16 protein-coding genes are annotated in these 15,122 nt (G+C 66.7%); 3 read left to right on the forward strand and 13 right to left on the reverse strand.

Translation table 11 applies throughout. The annotated features are described in order from the left end of the window. A partial coding sequence (locus RMO81_RS16205; RefSeq protein WP_409049593.1) for a deoxyribodipyrimidine photo-lyase occupies positions 1 to 84 on the reverse strand: 84 nt, incomplete at its 3' end. A gap of 79 nt (positions 85 to 163) precedes the next feature. On the opposite strand from RMO81_RS16205, the gene RMO81_RS06685 reads away from it, so the two are divergent. After that, a complete protein-coding gene (locus RMO81_RS06685; RefSeq protein WP_310475016.1) occupies positions 164 to 1,027 on the forward strand; it encodes a D-amino-acid transaminase in 864 nt (287 codons plus the stop codon). A 34-nt stretch (positions 1,028 to 1,061) separates the two neighbouring features. On the opposite strand, the gene RMO81_RS06690 is transcribed toward RMO81_RS06685, so the two are convergent. Genes RMO81_RS06690 through RMO81_RS06725 form a run of 8 tightly spaced genes read right to left on the reverse strand, consistent with a single transcriptional unit; the run spans position 1,062 to position 8,573 of the window. Next, positions 1,062 to 1,616 (reverse strand): periplasmic heavy metal sensor, encoded by a 555-nt coding sequence (locus tag RMO81_RS06690; RefSeq protein WP_310475017.1) that lies wholly within the window; start codon positions 1,614 to 1,616, stop codon positions 1,062 to 1,064. Continuing rightward, positions 1,613 to 1,957, reverse strand: a complete 345-nt coding sequence (locus RMO81_RS06695; RefSeq protein WP_310475018.1) for a hypothetical protein — start codon at positions 1,955 to 1,957, stop codon at positions 1,613 to 1,615. Before RMO81_RS06695 ends, RMO81_RS06690 begins: the two co-directional genes overlap by 4 nt. Beyond that, positions 1,954 to 2,532 carry a sigma-70 family RNA polymerase sigma factor gene (locus tag RMO81_RS06700; RefSeq protein WP_310475019.1) on the reverse strand — a complete coding sequence of 193 codons (579 nt, stop codon included), beginning with the start codon at positions 2,530 to 2,532 and terminating at the stop codon, positions 1,954 to 1,956. The genes RMO81_RS06695 and RMO81_RS06700 overlap by 4 nt, the downstream gene beginning before the upstream one ends. A 21-nt stretch (positions 2,533 to 2,553) precedes the next feature. Then, on the reverse strand, positions 2,554 to 3,492 hold the full coding sequence (locus tag RMO81_RS06705; RefSeq protein WP_310475020.1) for a histone deacetylase: 939 nt from the start codon (positions 3,490 to 3,492) through the stop codon (positions 2,554 to 2,556). Continuing rightward, on the reverse strand, positions 3,489 to 6,068 hold the full coding sequence (gene pepN / locus RMO81_RS06710; protein ID WP_310475021.1) for an aminopeptidase N: 2,580 nt from the start codon (positions 6,066 to 6,068) through the stop codon (positions 3,489 to 3,491). The genes RMO81_RS06705 and pepN overlap by 4 nt, the downstream gene beginning before the upstream one ends. 48 nt (positions 6,069 to 6,116) lie before the next feature. After that, positions 6,117 to 6,497: a hypothetical protein gene (locus tag RMO81_RS06715; RefSeq protein WP_310475023.1), complete on the reverse strand. Its 381-nt coding sequence runs from the start codon at positions 6,495 to 6,497 to the stop codon at positions 6,117 to 6,119. Next, complete coding sequence (locus tag RMO81_RS06720) at positions 6,494 to 7,483, reverse strand: phosphotransferase family protein (RefSeq protein ID WP_310475024.1); 990 nt, start codon at positions 7,481 to 7,483, stop codon at positions 6,494 to 6,496. Before RMO81_RS06720 ends, RMO81_RS06715 begins: the two co-directional genes overlap by 4 nt. Continuing rightward, complete coding sequence (locus tag RMO81_RS06725; RefSeq protein ID WP_310475025.1) at positions 7,473 to 8,573, reverse strand: hypothetical protein; 1,101 nt, start codon at positions 8,571 to 8,573, stop codon at positions 7,473 to 7,475. The genes RMO81_RS06720 and RMO81_RS06725 overlap by 11 nt, the downstream gene beginning before the upstream one ends. A gap of 83 nt (positions 8,574 to 8,656) precedes the next feature. On the opposite strand from RMO81_RS06725, the gene RMO81_RS06730 reads away from it, so the two are divergent. Continuing rightward, positions 8,657 to 9,475, forward strand: coding sequence for an SDR family NAD(P)-dependent oxidoreductase (locus RMO81_RS06730; RefSeq protein WP_310475026.1), 819 nt, complete (start codon positions 8,657 to 8,659; stop codon positions 9,473 to 9,475). Continuing rightward, the gene (locus RMO81_RS06735) at positions 9,472 to 11,745 is read left to right on the forward strand and encodes a xanthine dehydrogenase family protein molybdopterin-binding subunit (RefSeq protein WP_310475027.1); all 2,274 of its coding nucleotides are present in this window, start codon (positions 9,472 to 9,474) and stop codon (positions 11,743 to 11,745) included. Before RMO81_RS06730 ends, RMO81_RS06735 begins: the two co-directional genes overlap by 4 nt. A 146-nt stretch (positions 11,746 to 11,891) precedes the next feature. Here RMO81_RS06735 and RMO81_RS06740 read toward each other — a convergent pair whose 3' ends face one another. The 4 genes from RMO81_RS06740 to RMO81_RS06755 all read right to left on the reverse strand — a co-directional run. Then, positions 11,892 to 12,701, reverse strand: coding sequence for a universal stress protein (locus RMO81_RS06740; RefSeq protein ID WP_310475028.1), 810 nt, complete (start codon positions 12,699 to 12,701; stop codon positions 11,892 to 11,894). A 111-nt stretch (positions 12,702 to 12,812) separates the two neighbouring features. Next, entirely contained in the window at positions 12,813 to 13,715 is a 903-nt protein-coding gene (locus RMO81_RS06745) for a DMT family transporter (RefSeq protein ID WP_310475029.1), read from the reverse strand. Continuing rightward, positions 13,715 to 14,734, reverse strand: a complete 1,020-nt coding sequence (locus RMO81_RS06750) for a beta-eliminating lyase-related protein (RefSeq protein ID WP_310475030.1) — start codon at positions 14,732 to 14,734, stop codon at positions 13,715 to 13,717. Before RMO81_RS06750 ends, RMO81_RS06745 begins: the two co-directional genes overlap by 1 nt. A 152-nt stretch (positions 14,735 to 14,886) precedes the next feature. Then, positions 14,887 to 15,122 (reverse strand): hypothetical protein (locus tag RMO81_RS06755; RefSeq protein ID WP_310475031.1); only part of this gene is annotated, 236 nt, incomplete at its 5' end.

Below are 15,122 nucleotides of genomic sequence, written 5' to 3' on the forward strand. Positions count from 1 at the left end.
CGGGCCGCGCGCGGCGGCGGCGATCAAGGCAGCATGATCGGCCAGGCGCAGATCATTACGGAACCAGACAAGCTGGGTGGACATGCGGCAGACACTCTCTCGACAATCGGGCTGGGCAACCGCTAGACGCAACGATCAATCGAGTCACCGGGGTCGCAACACCATGCCGCAACTGGCCTATGTCAACGGGCGCATCCTGCCGCTGGCCGATGCCAGCCTGCACATCGAGGATCGCGGCACCCAGTTCGGCGATGCCGTTTATGAAGTTTGCGCGGTGATGAACGGGCGCATCCTGGATTGGCAGCCGCACCTGGTTCGCCTGCGCCGCAACTTGGGCGAATTGGGCATCACGCTCGACATCGCCGATGGCCCGCTCACCTTGCAGGCGCGGCGGCTGATCGCGTGGAATGGCCATGCCGAGTGCATCATATACATGCAGGTCAGCCGCGGCACCGCCAAGCGCGACCATAGTTTCCCGGGCGATGCGCCGGCCAATCTTGTTATGACAGTGCGGCGCTTCGATTTCGCCCAGCGTCTGCGCCAGCTGGAAACCGGCATCAGCGTCATCACCCAGCCCGACAATCGCTGGGGCCGGGTGGACATCAAGACCACCGGCCTGCTGCCCAACGTGCTGGCCAAGCAGGCCGCCAAGCAGGCCGGCGCGTTTGAAGCCTGGCTGATCAGCGGCGAGCAGGTGCGCGAAGGCAGCAGCACCAACGCCTGGATCGTGAAGGATGGCCGCATCATCACCCATCCCACCGGCACTGCCATCCTGCCCGGCATCGCCCGCGACAGCCTGATCCGGTTGGCGCACGCGGCACAACTGATCGTGGAAGAACGGCCGTTCACGCTGGCCGAAGCGCTGGCTGCAGACGAAGCCTTCCTCTCCTCCACCACCGCGCCGATCCTGCCGGTGGTGCGTATCGACGGCCAAAAGGTGGGCAACGGCACCACCGGCCCAGTGGTGCGGCGACTGGCCGAACTCACCTGGAACGAAGTGGCCCGCCAGACGGGCTGGCGGGCCTGAGGTGAGGGCGCGAGCCTGTCCAGGGTTTCGAAGCTCAGAGTTCTGATTGCGGCGGGGCTGGCGGCACCGGCGGCTGGCCCAAAGATCGCATCTGCATGCGACTGCGCATCCCATCCCGCCAGCCTTCCATGCGGCCCTGCATGCGGGCCTTCATGGCCCGGCTGTCGGTCACAAAGGCCTTGCGGTCTTCGGGGCTGAGCTTCTGGAAGGCAGCCAACATCGCGGTCTGGCGCTGTTGGCGGGTGGCATCGGCCAGGCTGCGCTCTTCCTCCATCGCACGCTTCACGGCGCCGGCATCGAAACGCTCGGCTTCCAGCGCGGCCAACATCTTGTCACGCGCGGCTTCCACCTTCTGGCGGTCTTCACGGCGACTGCCGCCGGCCATCATGGCGTCGTGCATGGTCTTGCGACCAGCCTCGCTCATGGTGGGGAACATGCGGCCGCCCATCTGGCCCATCCTGGGGCCAGCACCATGGTGGGGGCCGGCGTGGTGAGCAGCCGGCGGCGCGGGCGGCGCGGTTTGGGCAAAGGCGGGGGCAGCGATCAGCGGGGCGGCGATCAGCGCCGCCAGCAGCAGCTTGCGGGTCATATCAGGTCTTCCTCGGCAGCTGTCGGCGTGAATACCAGGGCAAAGGCGGCATCCGCCTCGCCCGCGCCTGCCTCGGCCGACGGCGAGGCAGCAACTTCGATTGGGGTGGTGGGAACAAAACGGTCAGCCAGGCCAAGCCAGCCGCCCACCGCGACCACCAGCGCCAGGCTGGCGGCCATCAACGCCGGGCGCCAGGCCGCAACCGCGCGGAGCGGCGTCTCGCGTTCCTGCGGCAGTACCAGAATGGCGGCGACATCAACGGGCGCACCGGCGACGGGCGCTGCGGCCCACTGGCCAAGCAGCGTATCCAGATCGGTTTCGGGTGGAAACGGGGCGGTCACGAGATCAGGCTTTCATTCATCAGGGTTCGCAATTCACTACGGGCGCGGCCAAGCAATCCCTCGACAGCCTTGGCGGTGGTGTCCATCTGGGCGGCGATTTCGGCCATCGACTGGCCCTCTCCGTGAAACAGCGACAGGGCGAGGCGCTGGCGCGGATTGAGGCGGGCCATCGCCGCTTCCAGCCGGGCCTGGCCATCGGCGCGGATGGCGGCCGCTTCGGGATCGGGGCGATGATCGGCCAGTTCGGCAGCAGCATCGAGCGGCTGCACCGGGCGGATGGCGCGGCGGCGATCGAGGCAGAGATTGACCAGGATGCGGCGGAACCAGGCTTCGGCATTGCCGCGTGCCGGATCAAAACGCGGCCCATGCGTCCACAGCCGGGTGAAGGCCTGCTGGCAGACATCTTCGGCCCCGGCGCGATTCATCAACGTGCGATAGGCCAGCGCCAGCGCCGGGCGTTCGAGCAGGCGCACCAACTGGGTGAAGGCGGCGCTGTCACCCTGCGCCACGCGCAGCATCAACGCCGTCGCCAGGGTGGCGGCGGGGGGAGCTGATCCGGGCGCAGGTGCATCCATCTTCACATCGGCCTTACGGGCTCAGGCCGCCACTTCCCTCGCCGCCACGTTCCAGCCCTGCCAACTGGCGCAGAGCGCCAGCGCATGGCGGCGGGCGACATCGGCCGGATCTTGGGCATAGCCACCGCCCAACGTGACCGCCAGCGCCGCGCCGGCCCGCACCACTAGCCGGGCCACCAGCGCCTCCCGTGCCGCCAGGCCGGCATCGGTCAGCGCCAATCGGCCAAGCCGGTCGCTGTGATGCGGATCAACCCCGGCCTGATGCAACACCAGCCCTGGCCGATGCCGCGCCAGCAGCGCCGCCAACGCCGGTTCCAGCGCGGCCAGATAATCGGCATCGCCAGTGCCATCGGGCAGACCAATATCGAGGTGGGAGCGCGCCTTGCGCACTGGGAAGTTTTTTTCGGCATGGATCGACAGGGTGATGATGTCGTCGCGCCCGGCCATGATCAGCGCGGTGCCGTCGCCCTGATGAACGTCGCAATCAACAATCAGGATGCAGCGCACCTGGCCCTCGCACACCAGCCGATTGGCGGCGATGGCAAGATCGTTGGTGACGCAATAGCCCGCCCCACCGTCCGGCCCGGCATGGTGGCTGCCGCCGGCACCGTTGGCCGCCCAGCCGTGGCGCAGCGCGTGGAGCGCCGCGCCGTAGGTGCCGCCAGCCACCAGCTGCGTGCGGCGCGCGACCGCCGGCGTGACCGGCAGGCCGATGCGGCGTTCGATTTCGGGTGGCACGCTGGCGGCAAGGACGGCATCGACATAGGCCGGATCATGCACGGCGTGCAGCCATTCCACCGGCATGAGTTCGGGGTTCCGGGCGTCTATGCCCTGCCCTGCGGCTGCCAGTGCCGGCAGCAGCAGGGCATATTTGCTCATCGGGAAACGATGCCCCGGCGGCAGCGGCGGGGCATAATCGGCGTGATGGAACAGCGGGAGCAGCGGCGCTCCGTGGCTCATGTCAGCGCCCGCGACGCCATTTCCAGCACGTCCTTGGACATGCCAACAGTGCCGGCAATGCGTTCCAGTTCGCCGCGCATCAGGGCGCTGCGGGCCGCATCGAACCGGCGCCAACGGCCAAGCGGCACCGTCAGCCGGGCAGCGCTCTGCGGGTTGACACGGTCGACCGCGATCAGCTGATCGGCGAGCAGACGGTAGCCACCGCCATCGGCGTTGTGGAACCAGCGTTGATTGGCCGCAAAGGCCCCGATCAGGCTGCGCAGCCGGTTGGGATTGACGATGGTGAAATCGCGATGGCCGGTCAGCGCCTTCACATTGTCCAGCACGTCCGGCCGGTTGGCCAGCGCCTGCACGCTGAACCATTTGTCGATCACGTCGGGATTGCTGCCAAAACGCTGATGGAAATCGTCCAGCACCGCCGAGCGCTCCGCCGACGCGCTGTTCACCAGCGCCGTCATCGCGCCCATGCGATCGGTCATGGTGGCCGCCGTGTCATATTGGCGGCGGGCGGCGGCAAAGGCCGCTTCCGAACCGGCGCTGACCAGATAGCCCAGCGCGACATTGGCCAGCCGGCGCGCGCCCTTGGCTTCGGGGGTGAGCGCGGCGGGATCCCGGGCCAGCGCTGCCATGGACTGTTCGTAGGTCTGCCACCACAGTTGCTCCAGCCCCTGCGCGATGGCCAGGCGCGCGGCATCACGGCGGCGGTGAATGGCCTCCACCTCCACCTGCTCTGCCGCATCACCAATGAACGCCTCGGTGGGCAACAACACCGCTTCGCCCTTGAAGGCGGCATCGAGGCCGGGGTCCAGCAAGGTGTCGTGCACCGCCGTCACCAGCTCGGCCGGATCATCATCGGTGGACAGCACCGACAGGGCCAGGCGCTGGAACGCTTCCCAGCGCGCAAACGGATCATCATCATGCGCGGCCAGAAAGGCGAGATCGCCGCGGGCCGTTTGCGCTTCCACCACCACCGGCGCCGAAAAGCCGCGATTGAGGCTGGGCAGCACCGGTTCGGCCACAGCGTCAAAGGTGATGTGGGTAACAGCCCCCTTCAGCTGCACCACCAGTTCATCGCCGATGCGGTGGCCGCTGTCCCGCCCGATCAGGGCGAGGCGGAACGGCATGTGCATAGTCAGCTTGTGCGGCTGGCCCGGCGTGGCTGCCAACGACTGGCGCAGCGTTACCTCGACCCTGTTTCCCGTCTGGCGCAGATCGACGACCACGCGCGGCGTGCCGGCCTGTTCATACCAGCGGCGGAACTGGCCCAACTCGGCGCCGTTGGCGTCTTCCATTGCCGTCACCCAATCCTCGCAGGTGACAGCCTGGCCATCGTGGCGGTCGAAATAGAGATCGGCTCCGCGACGAAAGCCATCAGCCCCCAACAACGTGTGCAGCATGCGGATCACCTCCGCACCCTTGTTGTAGATGGTCGCCGTGTAGAAATTGGCGATCTCGGCATAGTGATCGGGGCGGATCGGGTGCGCCAATGGCCCCGCATCTTCCGGGAACTGCACCGCCCGCAGCGCGCGCACATCATCGATGCGGCGCACGGCAGCGCTGCCCTGATCAGCGCTGAACTGCTGATCGCGGAACACCGTGAGGCCTTCCTTCAACGACAGCTGGAACCAGTCACGGCAGGTGACGCGATTGCCGGTCCAGTTGTGGAAATATTCGTGCGCCACCACGCCGGCCACGGCCTCGAAATCCTGATCGGTGGCGGTTTCGGTATCGGCCAATATATATTTGGAATTGAAGATGTTGAGGCCCTTGTTCTCCATTGCGCCAGCGTTGAAATCGGCCACGGCGACAATGTTGAACTCGTCCAGATCATATTCGCGGCCATAAACCCGCTCGTCCCAGTCCATGCTGGCCTTCAGCGCTGCCATGGCATGGGCGCAGCGCGGCACATCGACAGCGGCCGTCCAGATGGCGAGCTTCACCTTGCGGCCGTTCATGGTGATGAATTCGTCTTCCAGCGGCGACAATTGCCCGGCAACCAACGCGAACAGATAGGCCGGCTTGGGCCAGGGATCGGTCCAGTGGCTTTCGTGGCGGCCGCCGGGCAGATCGCCCGTCGCACCGCGATCACCGTTCGACAACAGAACGGGAAACTGCGCCTTGTCCGCCTCCATTCGCACCGAATAGCGCGACAGCACATCCGGGCGATCCGGGAACCAGGTGATGGAGCGGAAGCCTTCGGCTTCGCATTGCGTCACCAACCGGCTTTCGCTGGCATACAGCCCCATCAACCGCGTGTTGCGCTGCGGGTAAATGACGACTTCGGTTTCCACCACCGCGGCGTTACCCGTGATCGGCAGGGTGAGCGTGTCGCCGTTGGGATAGGCCAGCACGGCCGCGCCATCGATGTGGACAGCCACGGTTTCCAGCGCCTGGCCATCGAGCACCAGCGGCCGGTCATGCGTGCCATTACGCTCGACGTTCAGTCGCGCCTTGACCACGGTGCGCACCGGATCGAGCCGAAAATCAAGCTGCACCTGTGACACGAACCAGTCGGGCTCGCGATAATCCGACAGACGCACTTCAGCCAGCGGCGGATTGGTTCGGGCATCAAGCATGAACCTATGGTGCGCGAAAGCCCCTGCAAGGGAAAGCGGTTTCTGCCTCTATTCGACCGGCACCGGCGGCGGCAGCATCAGCCCGGCGAGAACGGCCCATTCGGCATCGGCTTCGGCTTTCAGCAGGGCCAGAGCGCGCTTGTCTGCCGTTTCGAGCAACGCCCCCAGCGCCGCCGCGCGCGTGTCGCGGCCATCCGCCGCGTCACCGATCAAGGGCCGCGCAGCGGCCGCACAGGCGGCCTCCCGCGCTGGCTTGGCCGCCGTTTCTGCCGCCGCAATCATCAGGATCAGCGCCGAAGTCGCCGCAGTGCCGCCCGCATAGTTGGCGTCGGGCGCTTCTGGTTGGCCCAGCAATTGCAAGGCGGGCGCGACTTCATTGGCCTGCGCGTTGGCCAGCGCCGTCAGCAGGGCGGGGAGCGGCAGGCTCATGTGAGGGCCTCCAGCGCGCGCGCCAACGTCACGCAATGAAAGCGATAGGGAATGGTGCCGGCGAACATCAGCACCGGATCATGGCTGCGGCCATCGATGATCTCGCGCGCGGCGCTGATCCAGATCACCAGCCCCTGCACCTGAGCAAACAGCCGCCACCAGCGCCAGCTTTCCGGGTTCAGCGTCAGGCCGGAGGCGGCTTCCCAGGTCGCGATCGCCTCGGCCAGCGGCAGCGTGGCGCCGGGCCGGCCGGAGAAATTAGACCACAAGGGATCGCAGGCCCAGGCCAGATCCTCGTGCGCGTCGCCGGGGTGAACCATCTCCCAATCCAGCACCGCCAGCAGGCGGCCGGCGCCATCGTGCAGGAAATTGCCCGAACGATAGTCGCCGTGGACAATCGATATGCGCGGCGGTGGCGGCGGCAGATGGCTGTTCAACCAGCGGAAGGCGGCATCAAGCAGTGGTTCGGGCCGAAAGGCATCGGCGCGAAACGCTGCCTCCCAATGCGCCAACCGCGCCACGGCAGCATCAGCCGGAGCCATGGCTGGCAGGCTGGCGCGCGCCGGATCAGCCGTGTGGATGCGGCCCATGGCGGTAAAGAATTGCTGGCCGATGGCGGCGGCGTGGTCGCCATAAGGTTCGGGTTCGAGCAGGCCGGCGGCGGCCCCGCCCGCCACTTCGCACATCAGGAAGCCCGGCGAACCAAAACTGCCTGGCCCGGCATCGCAGAATATGGGTTCGGGCACCGGCACATCGGTTCCGGCAAAACATGCGATGGCGCGATACTCGGCGAGGCGGTCGGTTTCGATCAGGCTGGACGGCGGATCGCGGCGCAGCACCAGGGCTTCGCGGCGGCCCGATACGCCGGTGGCATCAAAACGATAGGTCTGCCGCGCCGAACCGCCATGGAAGCGCTTGAGGCCGGTGATGCTGACCGGTTCGCCCCAGCGTTCGGACAGGAAACGGGCGAGCGTTTCAGCCGGCAAGATCGAACAAACCCGTGAAGCCCGACGGCGCGTGCGGGCCGATGGCCAATTGCTCGAACAGGCCGCGGCCCACGATGGGCGCGCCACCACCGATCGACAGGCTGGCCTCGCTCAGTCCCTGCACATGCGCGTTCATTGGGTTGGCGGGGTCAACGCCGGCCAGATCGATCACTTCGTGCGATGCCACGTCCGGGCCCTGAAACATACCGTGCCCGCGCGTGGGGTGACCGTATCCGATGCCACGCATCATGAAATTTTCGCCTATGCGGAAATCCACCGTCACCGGGCGGCCATCCTGCAGCCGCGCTTCCAGTCGGGCAGCGCCAGCGTGGCGGCTGCCGGGGCGGAAGGCCAAGGCCATGCGGGCGTCCTCCAACGGAAATTCGGCACCGTCCTTCAAGCGCACCAGCACGCCGGACCGGTTCCACGGCCGGCCATGTTCATCGTCGTTGGAATGGAAGAACAGGTGCCAATCATCAAAGGCTGTCGGTGTCCACAACCAGAAAAATTGCGGCGGCACCACCGGTTGCGGGCTTTGTGCATCGGGCGCGCCGATGGGGCGCACGCCCCAGCTGCGATCACGCGTGCCGCGCCAGCCGGCAAGATCGTGGGCCTTGCCCGCTACGCTGATCTGGCCGCTCCATGCCCCGCCTTGCGTCATTCGGGTCACGTCCATCAGGGTGCGGGTGCCGTTGCGACGGATGAAACGCGGTTCGAGGATGGGCGCGGCGCGGCCGGTGAAGGTCAATTCCCCGGCGATGCCCGTATCGTTCGGGGCGATGGCCAGCCGCAGTCGCTGCAGCGGCTCCTCCACATGCAAAGCCACCGGGCCAACCCGCAGATCCATGCGCTCACCATGCAGGATGCGGCTGGCGAACAGGCTGTGTTGCTGCCCGCCGGCCAGCACCGATACCGCGCAATCGATGATATTGAGATGCGGATAGACACCCAGCGCCGCGCCCACCACCGCGCAGCCATCCGGCGCCTGCGCACTGAAGAAATAGCGATCATAGAAATTGCGATCCGTCCCCGAAACCGCGATCGGCTCCGGCGTCTGGTGGATGGGATAATCGTCGGCGTGGCTGAGCATGGCGCGATGGTTGGCCAACCGGGCGACTGCGGCAAGCTGTCAATAGGCTGGGCATCGGGCACGGGCCGGCCTATGTACTGGCCATGCATCTGCTGGTTCTTGGCCTTGGTTACAGCGCGGGTTTGATTGCGCAGGCAGCGCAAGCGGCGGGCTTTGCGCTCACCGCTGTGCGTTCCCGCCCCGGCCCGGGCGTGCTCACCCTGGACAGTCCGGAACTGCCCGGCGTCATCGCCATCGCCACGCACATCTTGTGCTCCGTGCCGCCGGCCAGTGACGGCAGCGATCCGGTGCTGGTCGCCCATGGTGCGGCATTGGCCAAGGCACCGGCCAAATGGATCGGCTATCTGTCGTCCACCGGGGTTTACGGCGATGCCGGCGGCGCCTGGGTGGACGAAGCCAGCCCGCGCCAGGGCCGGCGGGCGGGGCGCAATCTTGCCGACGAACAGTGGGAAACGCTGCACCCACAGGCCCGCTGCTTCCGCCTGCCCGGCATATATGGCCCCGGCCGTTCGGCGCTCGATCGGCTGCGCGCCGGGGCCCCAAATGCTCCGCCGGCGCGCATCGATCTGCCCGGCCATGTGTTCAGCCGCATCCATGTCGATGATATCGTTGGCGCCGTGCTGGCCAGCATGGCCGGCGGCCCGGCCGGCCTCTACAACATCGCCGATGATCTGCCCGCCCCCGGTGAAGCCGTAACGGCGGCAGCGGCGCGCATGCTGGGGCTGGAGCCTTCGCCGTTGATCCCCCTCGAACAGGCCAATCTGTCGCCGATGGGCCGCGCCTTTTATGCCGAATGCCGCAGGGTGGCCAATGGCCGCATGAAAAGGCAGCTTGGCTATTGCCTGAAATACCCCGATTATCACGCTGGCTTATCCGCCTGCCTTGAGGAGTCTGCCCCATGAAGTTCGGCACTGGCCAATCCATCACCCGCGTCGAAGATGCCCGCCTGCTCACCGGCCAGGGCCGCTTTACTGATGATCAGTCGCGCCCCGGTATGCTGTATGGCGTCACCCTGCGCAGCCCTTATGCCCACGCCGAAATCAAGGGCATCGATGTGTCCGCCGCGCTGGATGTGCCGGGCGTTGTCGCCGTTTATACCCACGCCGATGTCGCTGATTATGGCGTGATCCCGTGCCTGGTGCCGCTGTCGGGCGACGTGAAGACACCGCGCGTGCTGCTGGCCGATGGCCGGGTGCGCTTTGTCGGCGATGGCGTGGCCTTTGTGGTGGCGCAAACCCGCGAAGCTGCCCGTGCCGGCGCCGAGGCCATTGGGGTGGACTATGAAGAATTGCCCGTTGTGGCCAGCCTTGCCGCCGCGCTGGCCGCCGATGCCGCGCTGATCTGGCCCGAAGCCAAATCCAACAGCCTGTTTGACTGGCAAGTTGGCAATGCCGCCGCTGTGGAGGCCGCCATCGCCGGCGCCGCGCACGTGACGCGGCTCAATATCCTGCAGAACCGCATTGCGCCGACCTCGATGGAAGTGCGCGCGGCGCTGGGCGAATATAGCGAAGCTGATGGCTTCACGCTGACCACCGGCAGCCAGGGCGTCACCTCGATGCGGCGTGAACTGGCCAAGGCCATCTTGAAGGTGCCGGTCGAACAGATGCGGGTTGTCACCCATGATGTTGGCGGCGGCTTCGGCATGAAGAGCTTCCTTTATCCCGAATATGTGTTGTGCCTGCACGCCGCCCGGGCGCTGGGCCGGCCGGTGAAGTGGACGGGGGAGCGCAGCGATGCCTTCCAGACCGACACCCATGGCCGCGCCATGGAAAGCCAAGCCGCACTGGCGCTGGACGCTGAGGGCCGCATCCTGGCGCTGAAAGTCGAAACCTGGTCCGACCTTGGCGCCTATCAGGCGCAGTTCGGCCCGGCGATACAGACGATGGCCGGTGGCCGCATCATGGGCGGCGTCTATCGCATCCCGGCGATCCACAATCTGGTGCACGGCGTTGTCACCAACACCACGCCGGTTGATGCCTATCGCGGTGCGGGCCGGCCGGAATCGGCCTATATCATGGAGCGGCTGATCGAAGCCGCCGCGCGTGAAATCGGCGTGGGCGTTGACGAGATGCGCGCGAGGAATTTGCTGCTGCCGGCCGAACTGCCGCACGAAAATGGCCTGGGCCTGACCTTTGACATCGGCAATTTCCCCGCCGTGCTGGACCGCGCCAAACAGGTCGCCGATTGGGCCGGGTTCCCGGCCCGCAAGGCCGACGCTGCCAAACGTGGGCTGCGGCTGGGTCGCGGCATGGCCTATTATGTCGAAATCGCTGGCGGCGGCGGCACCGAAGAGCATGCCGATGTGCGCGTGGCCGCCGATGGCCGCATCGAAATGGCGGTGGGCACCCAATCCAACGGCCAGGGCCATGAAACCGTCTACGCGCAGGTGCTGGCCGCCCGGCTGGGCGTGCCGATGGAGCAGATTACAATCGTGCAGGGCGATAGCGAACGCATGGATGTGGGCGGCGGCACCGGCGGCTCACGCTCGATGGCGTTTGGCGGCGGCGCGGTGCTGGCCAGCGCCGACGACATGATCGCGCGCGGCACGGCGTTGGCGGCGGCCGATCTGGGCAGCGATGTCGATTATGGCGACGGCCTGTTCAAGGCGGGCAGCAGCAACGCCACGCTCAGCTGGGCCGAACTCGCCAGCCGCCACCCAGGCGCGCTGGATGGTCGCAGCCGCTATACCACCAAGGAAAACAAGCCCGCGCCGACCTTCCCCAACGGCTGCCATATCGCCGAAGTGGAGCTGAACCCGGATACCGGCACCATCGCCGTCACCCGTTACAGCCTGGTCGATGATTTCGGCGTGCTGGTGAATCCGATGCTGGTCGAAGGGCAAATTCATGGCGGCATCGCCCAGGGGCTGGGCCAGGCTGTGCTGGAAAATATCGTTTACGACGACGCCGGCCAGCTGATCACCGGCAGCCTGATGGACTATGGCATCCCGCGCGCCGATGTGATGCCGCCGGCGGTGGCCTTTGAAACGCTGAACACGCCTTCACCCACCAACCCGCTGGGCGTGAAGGGCTGCGGCGAGGCCGGCACGATTGGTGCCATGCCGTCAGTGATCAACGCCATCATCGACGCGCTGGATGGCCAACAGGTCGAAATGCCGGCCACGCCGGAGAAATTGTGGCGGCTGGCGCAGGGCCTGCCAAAGGCGGCGTGACCCACTGCTCCTCCCCCATTTGGGGGGAGGGTCGACTCACGCCCCTTGGCGTGAGCGGGGTGGGGGTTCCCAGGCGCAGGCCCGCGCGACCCCCACCCCGCCGCGCTTCGCGCGAGTCGACCCTCCCCCCAAATGGGGGAGGGGCCTCAATGCGCAATCAGGATCGGCACCGGCGCATCGGCAAGCAAACCACGCGTCACCCCGCCAAACAGCATCTGGCGCATGCGGCTGTGGCCATAGGCGCCGTGCACGATCCACGCGACCTGGCGTTCGGCGGCCACGCTGCGGATCACCTGTTCGACGCTGCTGCTGCCCAGCGCACGTTCCACCACGTCGGCATGGATGCCATGGCGTGACAGGAAGGCCGCTGCCGCCCGGACACCGAACGGCGTGTCCTTCTCTTCAACGGTCAGCAGGGTCACGGCTTCGCTCAAGGCCAGCAGCGGGATGGCCGCGCGCAAGGCCCGCGCCGCTTCCTGTCCACCATCCCAGCACACCAGCGCCGGTCCGGAAACCGTGATGCCGCGCGCGTTTGGCGGCACCGCCAGCACCGGTGCCGGCGCGCGGACCGCGACATCGCCGGTGATGCCCAGGTATAGCGCCGCCTGGCGCGAGAATGGCCCGGCGCTCATCACCACCACATCGGCCAGCCGGGCATGTTCGACCAGGCGGTCGCTGGCGTCGCCATCAGCGGATTGCCATTCCCAGCTCACAGCTTCACGGTTCAACCGGGCTTCCACGGCCGTCCGTTCTTCCTTGCGGCGGGCTTCCACCGCGTCGATCAATGTCGTCACTGGAAAGGCGCCCATCGCCGGATCGCCCAGCGCATAGGCAGCATAGGGCATCACCGACAGGCAAACGAGATGCCCGCCGCACGCGCGCGCCAGATCAAAGGCTGCATTCAGCCGTGCCTCCTGGCCTTCATCACCTTCGATATGCACAAGGATCGTCTTCATCGCTCCGGCTCCGATCAGATGAGAGCCAAACACGATGCTCGCTCTCCTGCACTGATATTGACAGGCAGCACGAAGCTGGGAATCGGGAGGGTTACCTAGACGATGCGAAGATCAAGCCTTGGCCTTCAGCGCAACACCAAGGCCAATCAGCGCCAGCACGATGCCGGCCACCGCCGTTGTCGTCCATTGATAGCCTTCCAGCACGGTCGACACACCCATCGCCACCACGGGCACAGCCACGCCGCTCCACGCCGCCGGGCCAGCGCCAACCGCGCGGATCAGGATATAATAGAAACTGAACGCCACCGCCGATGCGACAATGCCAAGATAGGCGAGGCCGGCCAGATAAGCGGGTGCCGTGGAAAATACCGGCGGGCCCGATACGGCCCAGGCCACGGCGCCATCGATCAGGGCGCCCCACCCCATGGCCCAAGCGAGGCCGGCCTCCAGCGGCATGGCGCGGCCCTGCGCGGTGGCCTGCAGCACGTTGGCGACGCTGGCCGACAGCACGCCGGCAAAAGCCAGGGCGAGGCCCAACCCCATCTGCTCGCCGCCCGGCTTGCCGATATCGGGCGCAAACAGCAGCGCGACACCGGCCAACCCGATGGCGCTGCCCAGCATGAACCGGCCTGTCACGCGCTGCCCCAGGAACAGCGCCGACAGCGCTGCATTGGTGACCAGCAGGAAGGCAAAGGTGAGGCTGACCAGCCCCGACGTCAGATAGAGTTCCGATCGGTAGACCAGGTTGAAATTCAGCACGAATTGCGTGACCGCCACCAGCAGCGCAAAGCCATGTTGGCGCAGCGTCAGCCGCAGGGATTTGCGCCTGACCAGGCACAGGGCGAACATCACCGCTGCGCCCAGCGCAAAGCGCCAGGTGACCGACCAGCTGGGCGGCACATCGCCCAGCTGGGTGCGGATCACGAACCAGGTGCCGCCCCAGATCAGGGTGCAGACGATGAAGGCAAACCAGGCAATCGGGGTGAAACGCGATTCCGGCGCGGCACTGGCCATCAGCCCGACGCCAGCGCGCGGGCCAGGGCCTCGACCTGGGCAGGCGGCGTATCCCAGCTCACCACCAATCGCGCCTCGTTCGAACCGGCGTCACCCCAATCATAGAAGTTGAACCCGGCCGCGCGCAGCCGATCGGGTTCGCCGGGGTTCAGCTGCACAAAGACCTCATTGGCGTCGACCGGGTGCATCAGCCGATCCTTGGCTGCTGCTGCCAGCGCCTGTGCGCCGGCATTGGCGGCGCCGGCGTTGCGCAGCCACACATCATTTTCCACCATGGCGATAATCTGGGCGGCATTGAATCGGCCTTTCGACGGCATCTGGCCAGCCCGCTTGCGCCGCCAGCGCAACTGATCAGCCAGATCCAGATCAAACAGCACCAGCGCTTCTGCTGAGAGCCCGCCATTCTTGATGCAGCCAAAGCTGAGCGCGTCGATGCCGGCAACCATGTCGCCCGGCGCGCAGCCCAGACCGGCGACGGCGTTGGCAAAGCGCGCGCCATCCAGATGCACCCGCCAGGCCTTGGCCGCGGCATGGGACGTCAATGCGGCCAGCTCGGCCGGGGTGTAGACCGTGCCGCACTCGGTCGCCTGCGTGATCGACAGCGCCGACAATTGCACCTGGTGCACATCGCCGCGGTGGCTGGCCAGGGCAGTGTCCAGCCCGGCTGGCGTCAACTTGCCGTGTGCGCCGGGGCACAGCATTAGCTTGGCACCGCCGGTGTAAAATTCCGGCGCGCCGCATTCATCGACATGGATATGCGCTTCGGTATGGCAGGCGACAGCGCCCCACGGCGGCACCAGGCAGGCCAGCGCCAGCGCGTTGGCGGCCGTACCGGTGCTCACGGGCAACGCCATGCACTCGCGGTCAAACAGGCCAGTGAACAGGGCATCAAGCTGGCGGGACCAATCATCGCCATCATAGCCGGCATTTTGGGCCGGGGCCGCTGCCGCCAGAGCGGCCAGCACCTCGGGGCACGGGGCCGCGGCATTGTCGGACATGAAGTTGGCAGCAAAGTTCATGCGCGCTCCGATAGGAAGCCAGTGGGTTACCGGTCAATGGCACAGTGCGCGCCAGATGGCCCCTGCCCTGTGTGGCAGGTCGTCGCTGCATATGGAAACGGCGGCCCCGGGTGGGACCGCCGCTCCAATAGTCAGCCGCAGGGGCGATGCGATCAGAACGCGAAGTTCAGGGTCGCACGGCCGCCGTGATCGTCGTTACGCTTACCGATCAGGCCCGAGTAATCGAGGTTGAAGCGGATCTTGTCCGACAGATTCACGCCCAGACCACCCTGCAGCAGCAGGGCGCTGCGATCGATCAGCACCGAACGGATGTTGCCGTTCTGGCCCACCGCCGGGATGCCAATGATGGTAGCCGCATCACGGTCACCCGTGGTGCCCTGCCAGGCGG

This window comes from Sandarakinorhabdus sp. (assembly GCF_031422795.1).
Lineage (GTDB): Bacteria > Pseudomonadota > Alphaproteobacteria > Sphingomonadales > Sphingomonadaceae > Sandarakinorhabdus.

Bases quoted from the DNA above. Each gene is read 5' to 3' on its own strand.
- RMO81_RS06750 (WP_310475030.1), bottom strand. From the start codon at position 14,734: ATGAACTTTGCTGCCAACTTCATGTCCGACAATGCCGCGGCCCCGTGC.
- RMO81_RS06725 (WP_310475025.1), bottom strand. From the start codon at position 8,573: ATGCTCAGCCACGCCGACGATTATCCCATCCACCAGACGCCGGAGCCG.
- RMO81_RS06735 (WP_310475027.1), top strand. From the start codon at position 9,472: ATGAAGTTCGGCACTGGCCAATCCATCACCCGCGTCGAAGATGCCCGC.
- RMO81_RS06705 (WP_310475020.1), bottom strand. From the start codon at position 3,492: ATGAGCCACGGAGCGCCGCTGCTCCCGCTGTTCCATCACGCCGATTAT.
- pepN (WP_310475021.1), bottom strand. From the start codon at position 6,068: ATGCTTGATGCCCGAACCAATCCGCCGCTGGCTGAAGTGCGTCTGTCG.
- RMO81_RS06685 (WP_310475016.1), top strand. From the start codon at position 164: ATGCCGCAACTGGCCTATGTCAACGGGCGCATCCTGCCGCTGGCCGAT.
- RMO81_RS06730 (WP_310475026.1), top strand. From the start codon at position 8,657: ATGCATCTGCTGGTTCTTGGCCTTGGTTACAGCGCGGGTTTGATTGCG.
- RMO81_RS06715 (WP_310475023.1), bottom strand. From the start codon at position 6,497: ATGAGCCTGCCGCTCCCCGCCCTGCTGACGGCGCTGGCCAACGCGCAG.
- RMO81_RS06740 (WP_310475028.1), bottom strand. From the start codon at position 12,701: ATGAAGACGATCCTTGTGCATATCGAAGGTGATGAAGGCCAGGAGGCA.
- RMO81_RS06690 (WP_310475017.1), bottom strand. From the start codon at position 1,616: ATGACCCGCAAGCTGCTGCTGGCGGCGCTGATCGCCGCCCCGCTGATC.
- RMO81_RS06700 (WP_310475019.1), bottom strand. From the start codon at position 2,532: ATGGATGCACCTGCGCCCGGATCAGCTCCCCCCGCCGCCACCCTGGCG.
- RMO81_RS06745 (WP_310475029.1), bottom strand. From the start codon at position 13,715: ATGGCCAGTGCCGCGCCGGAATCGCGTTTCACCCCGATTGCCTGGTTT.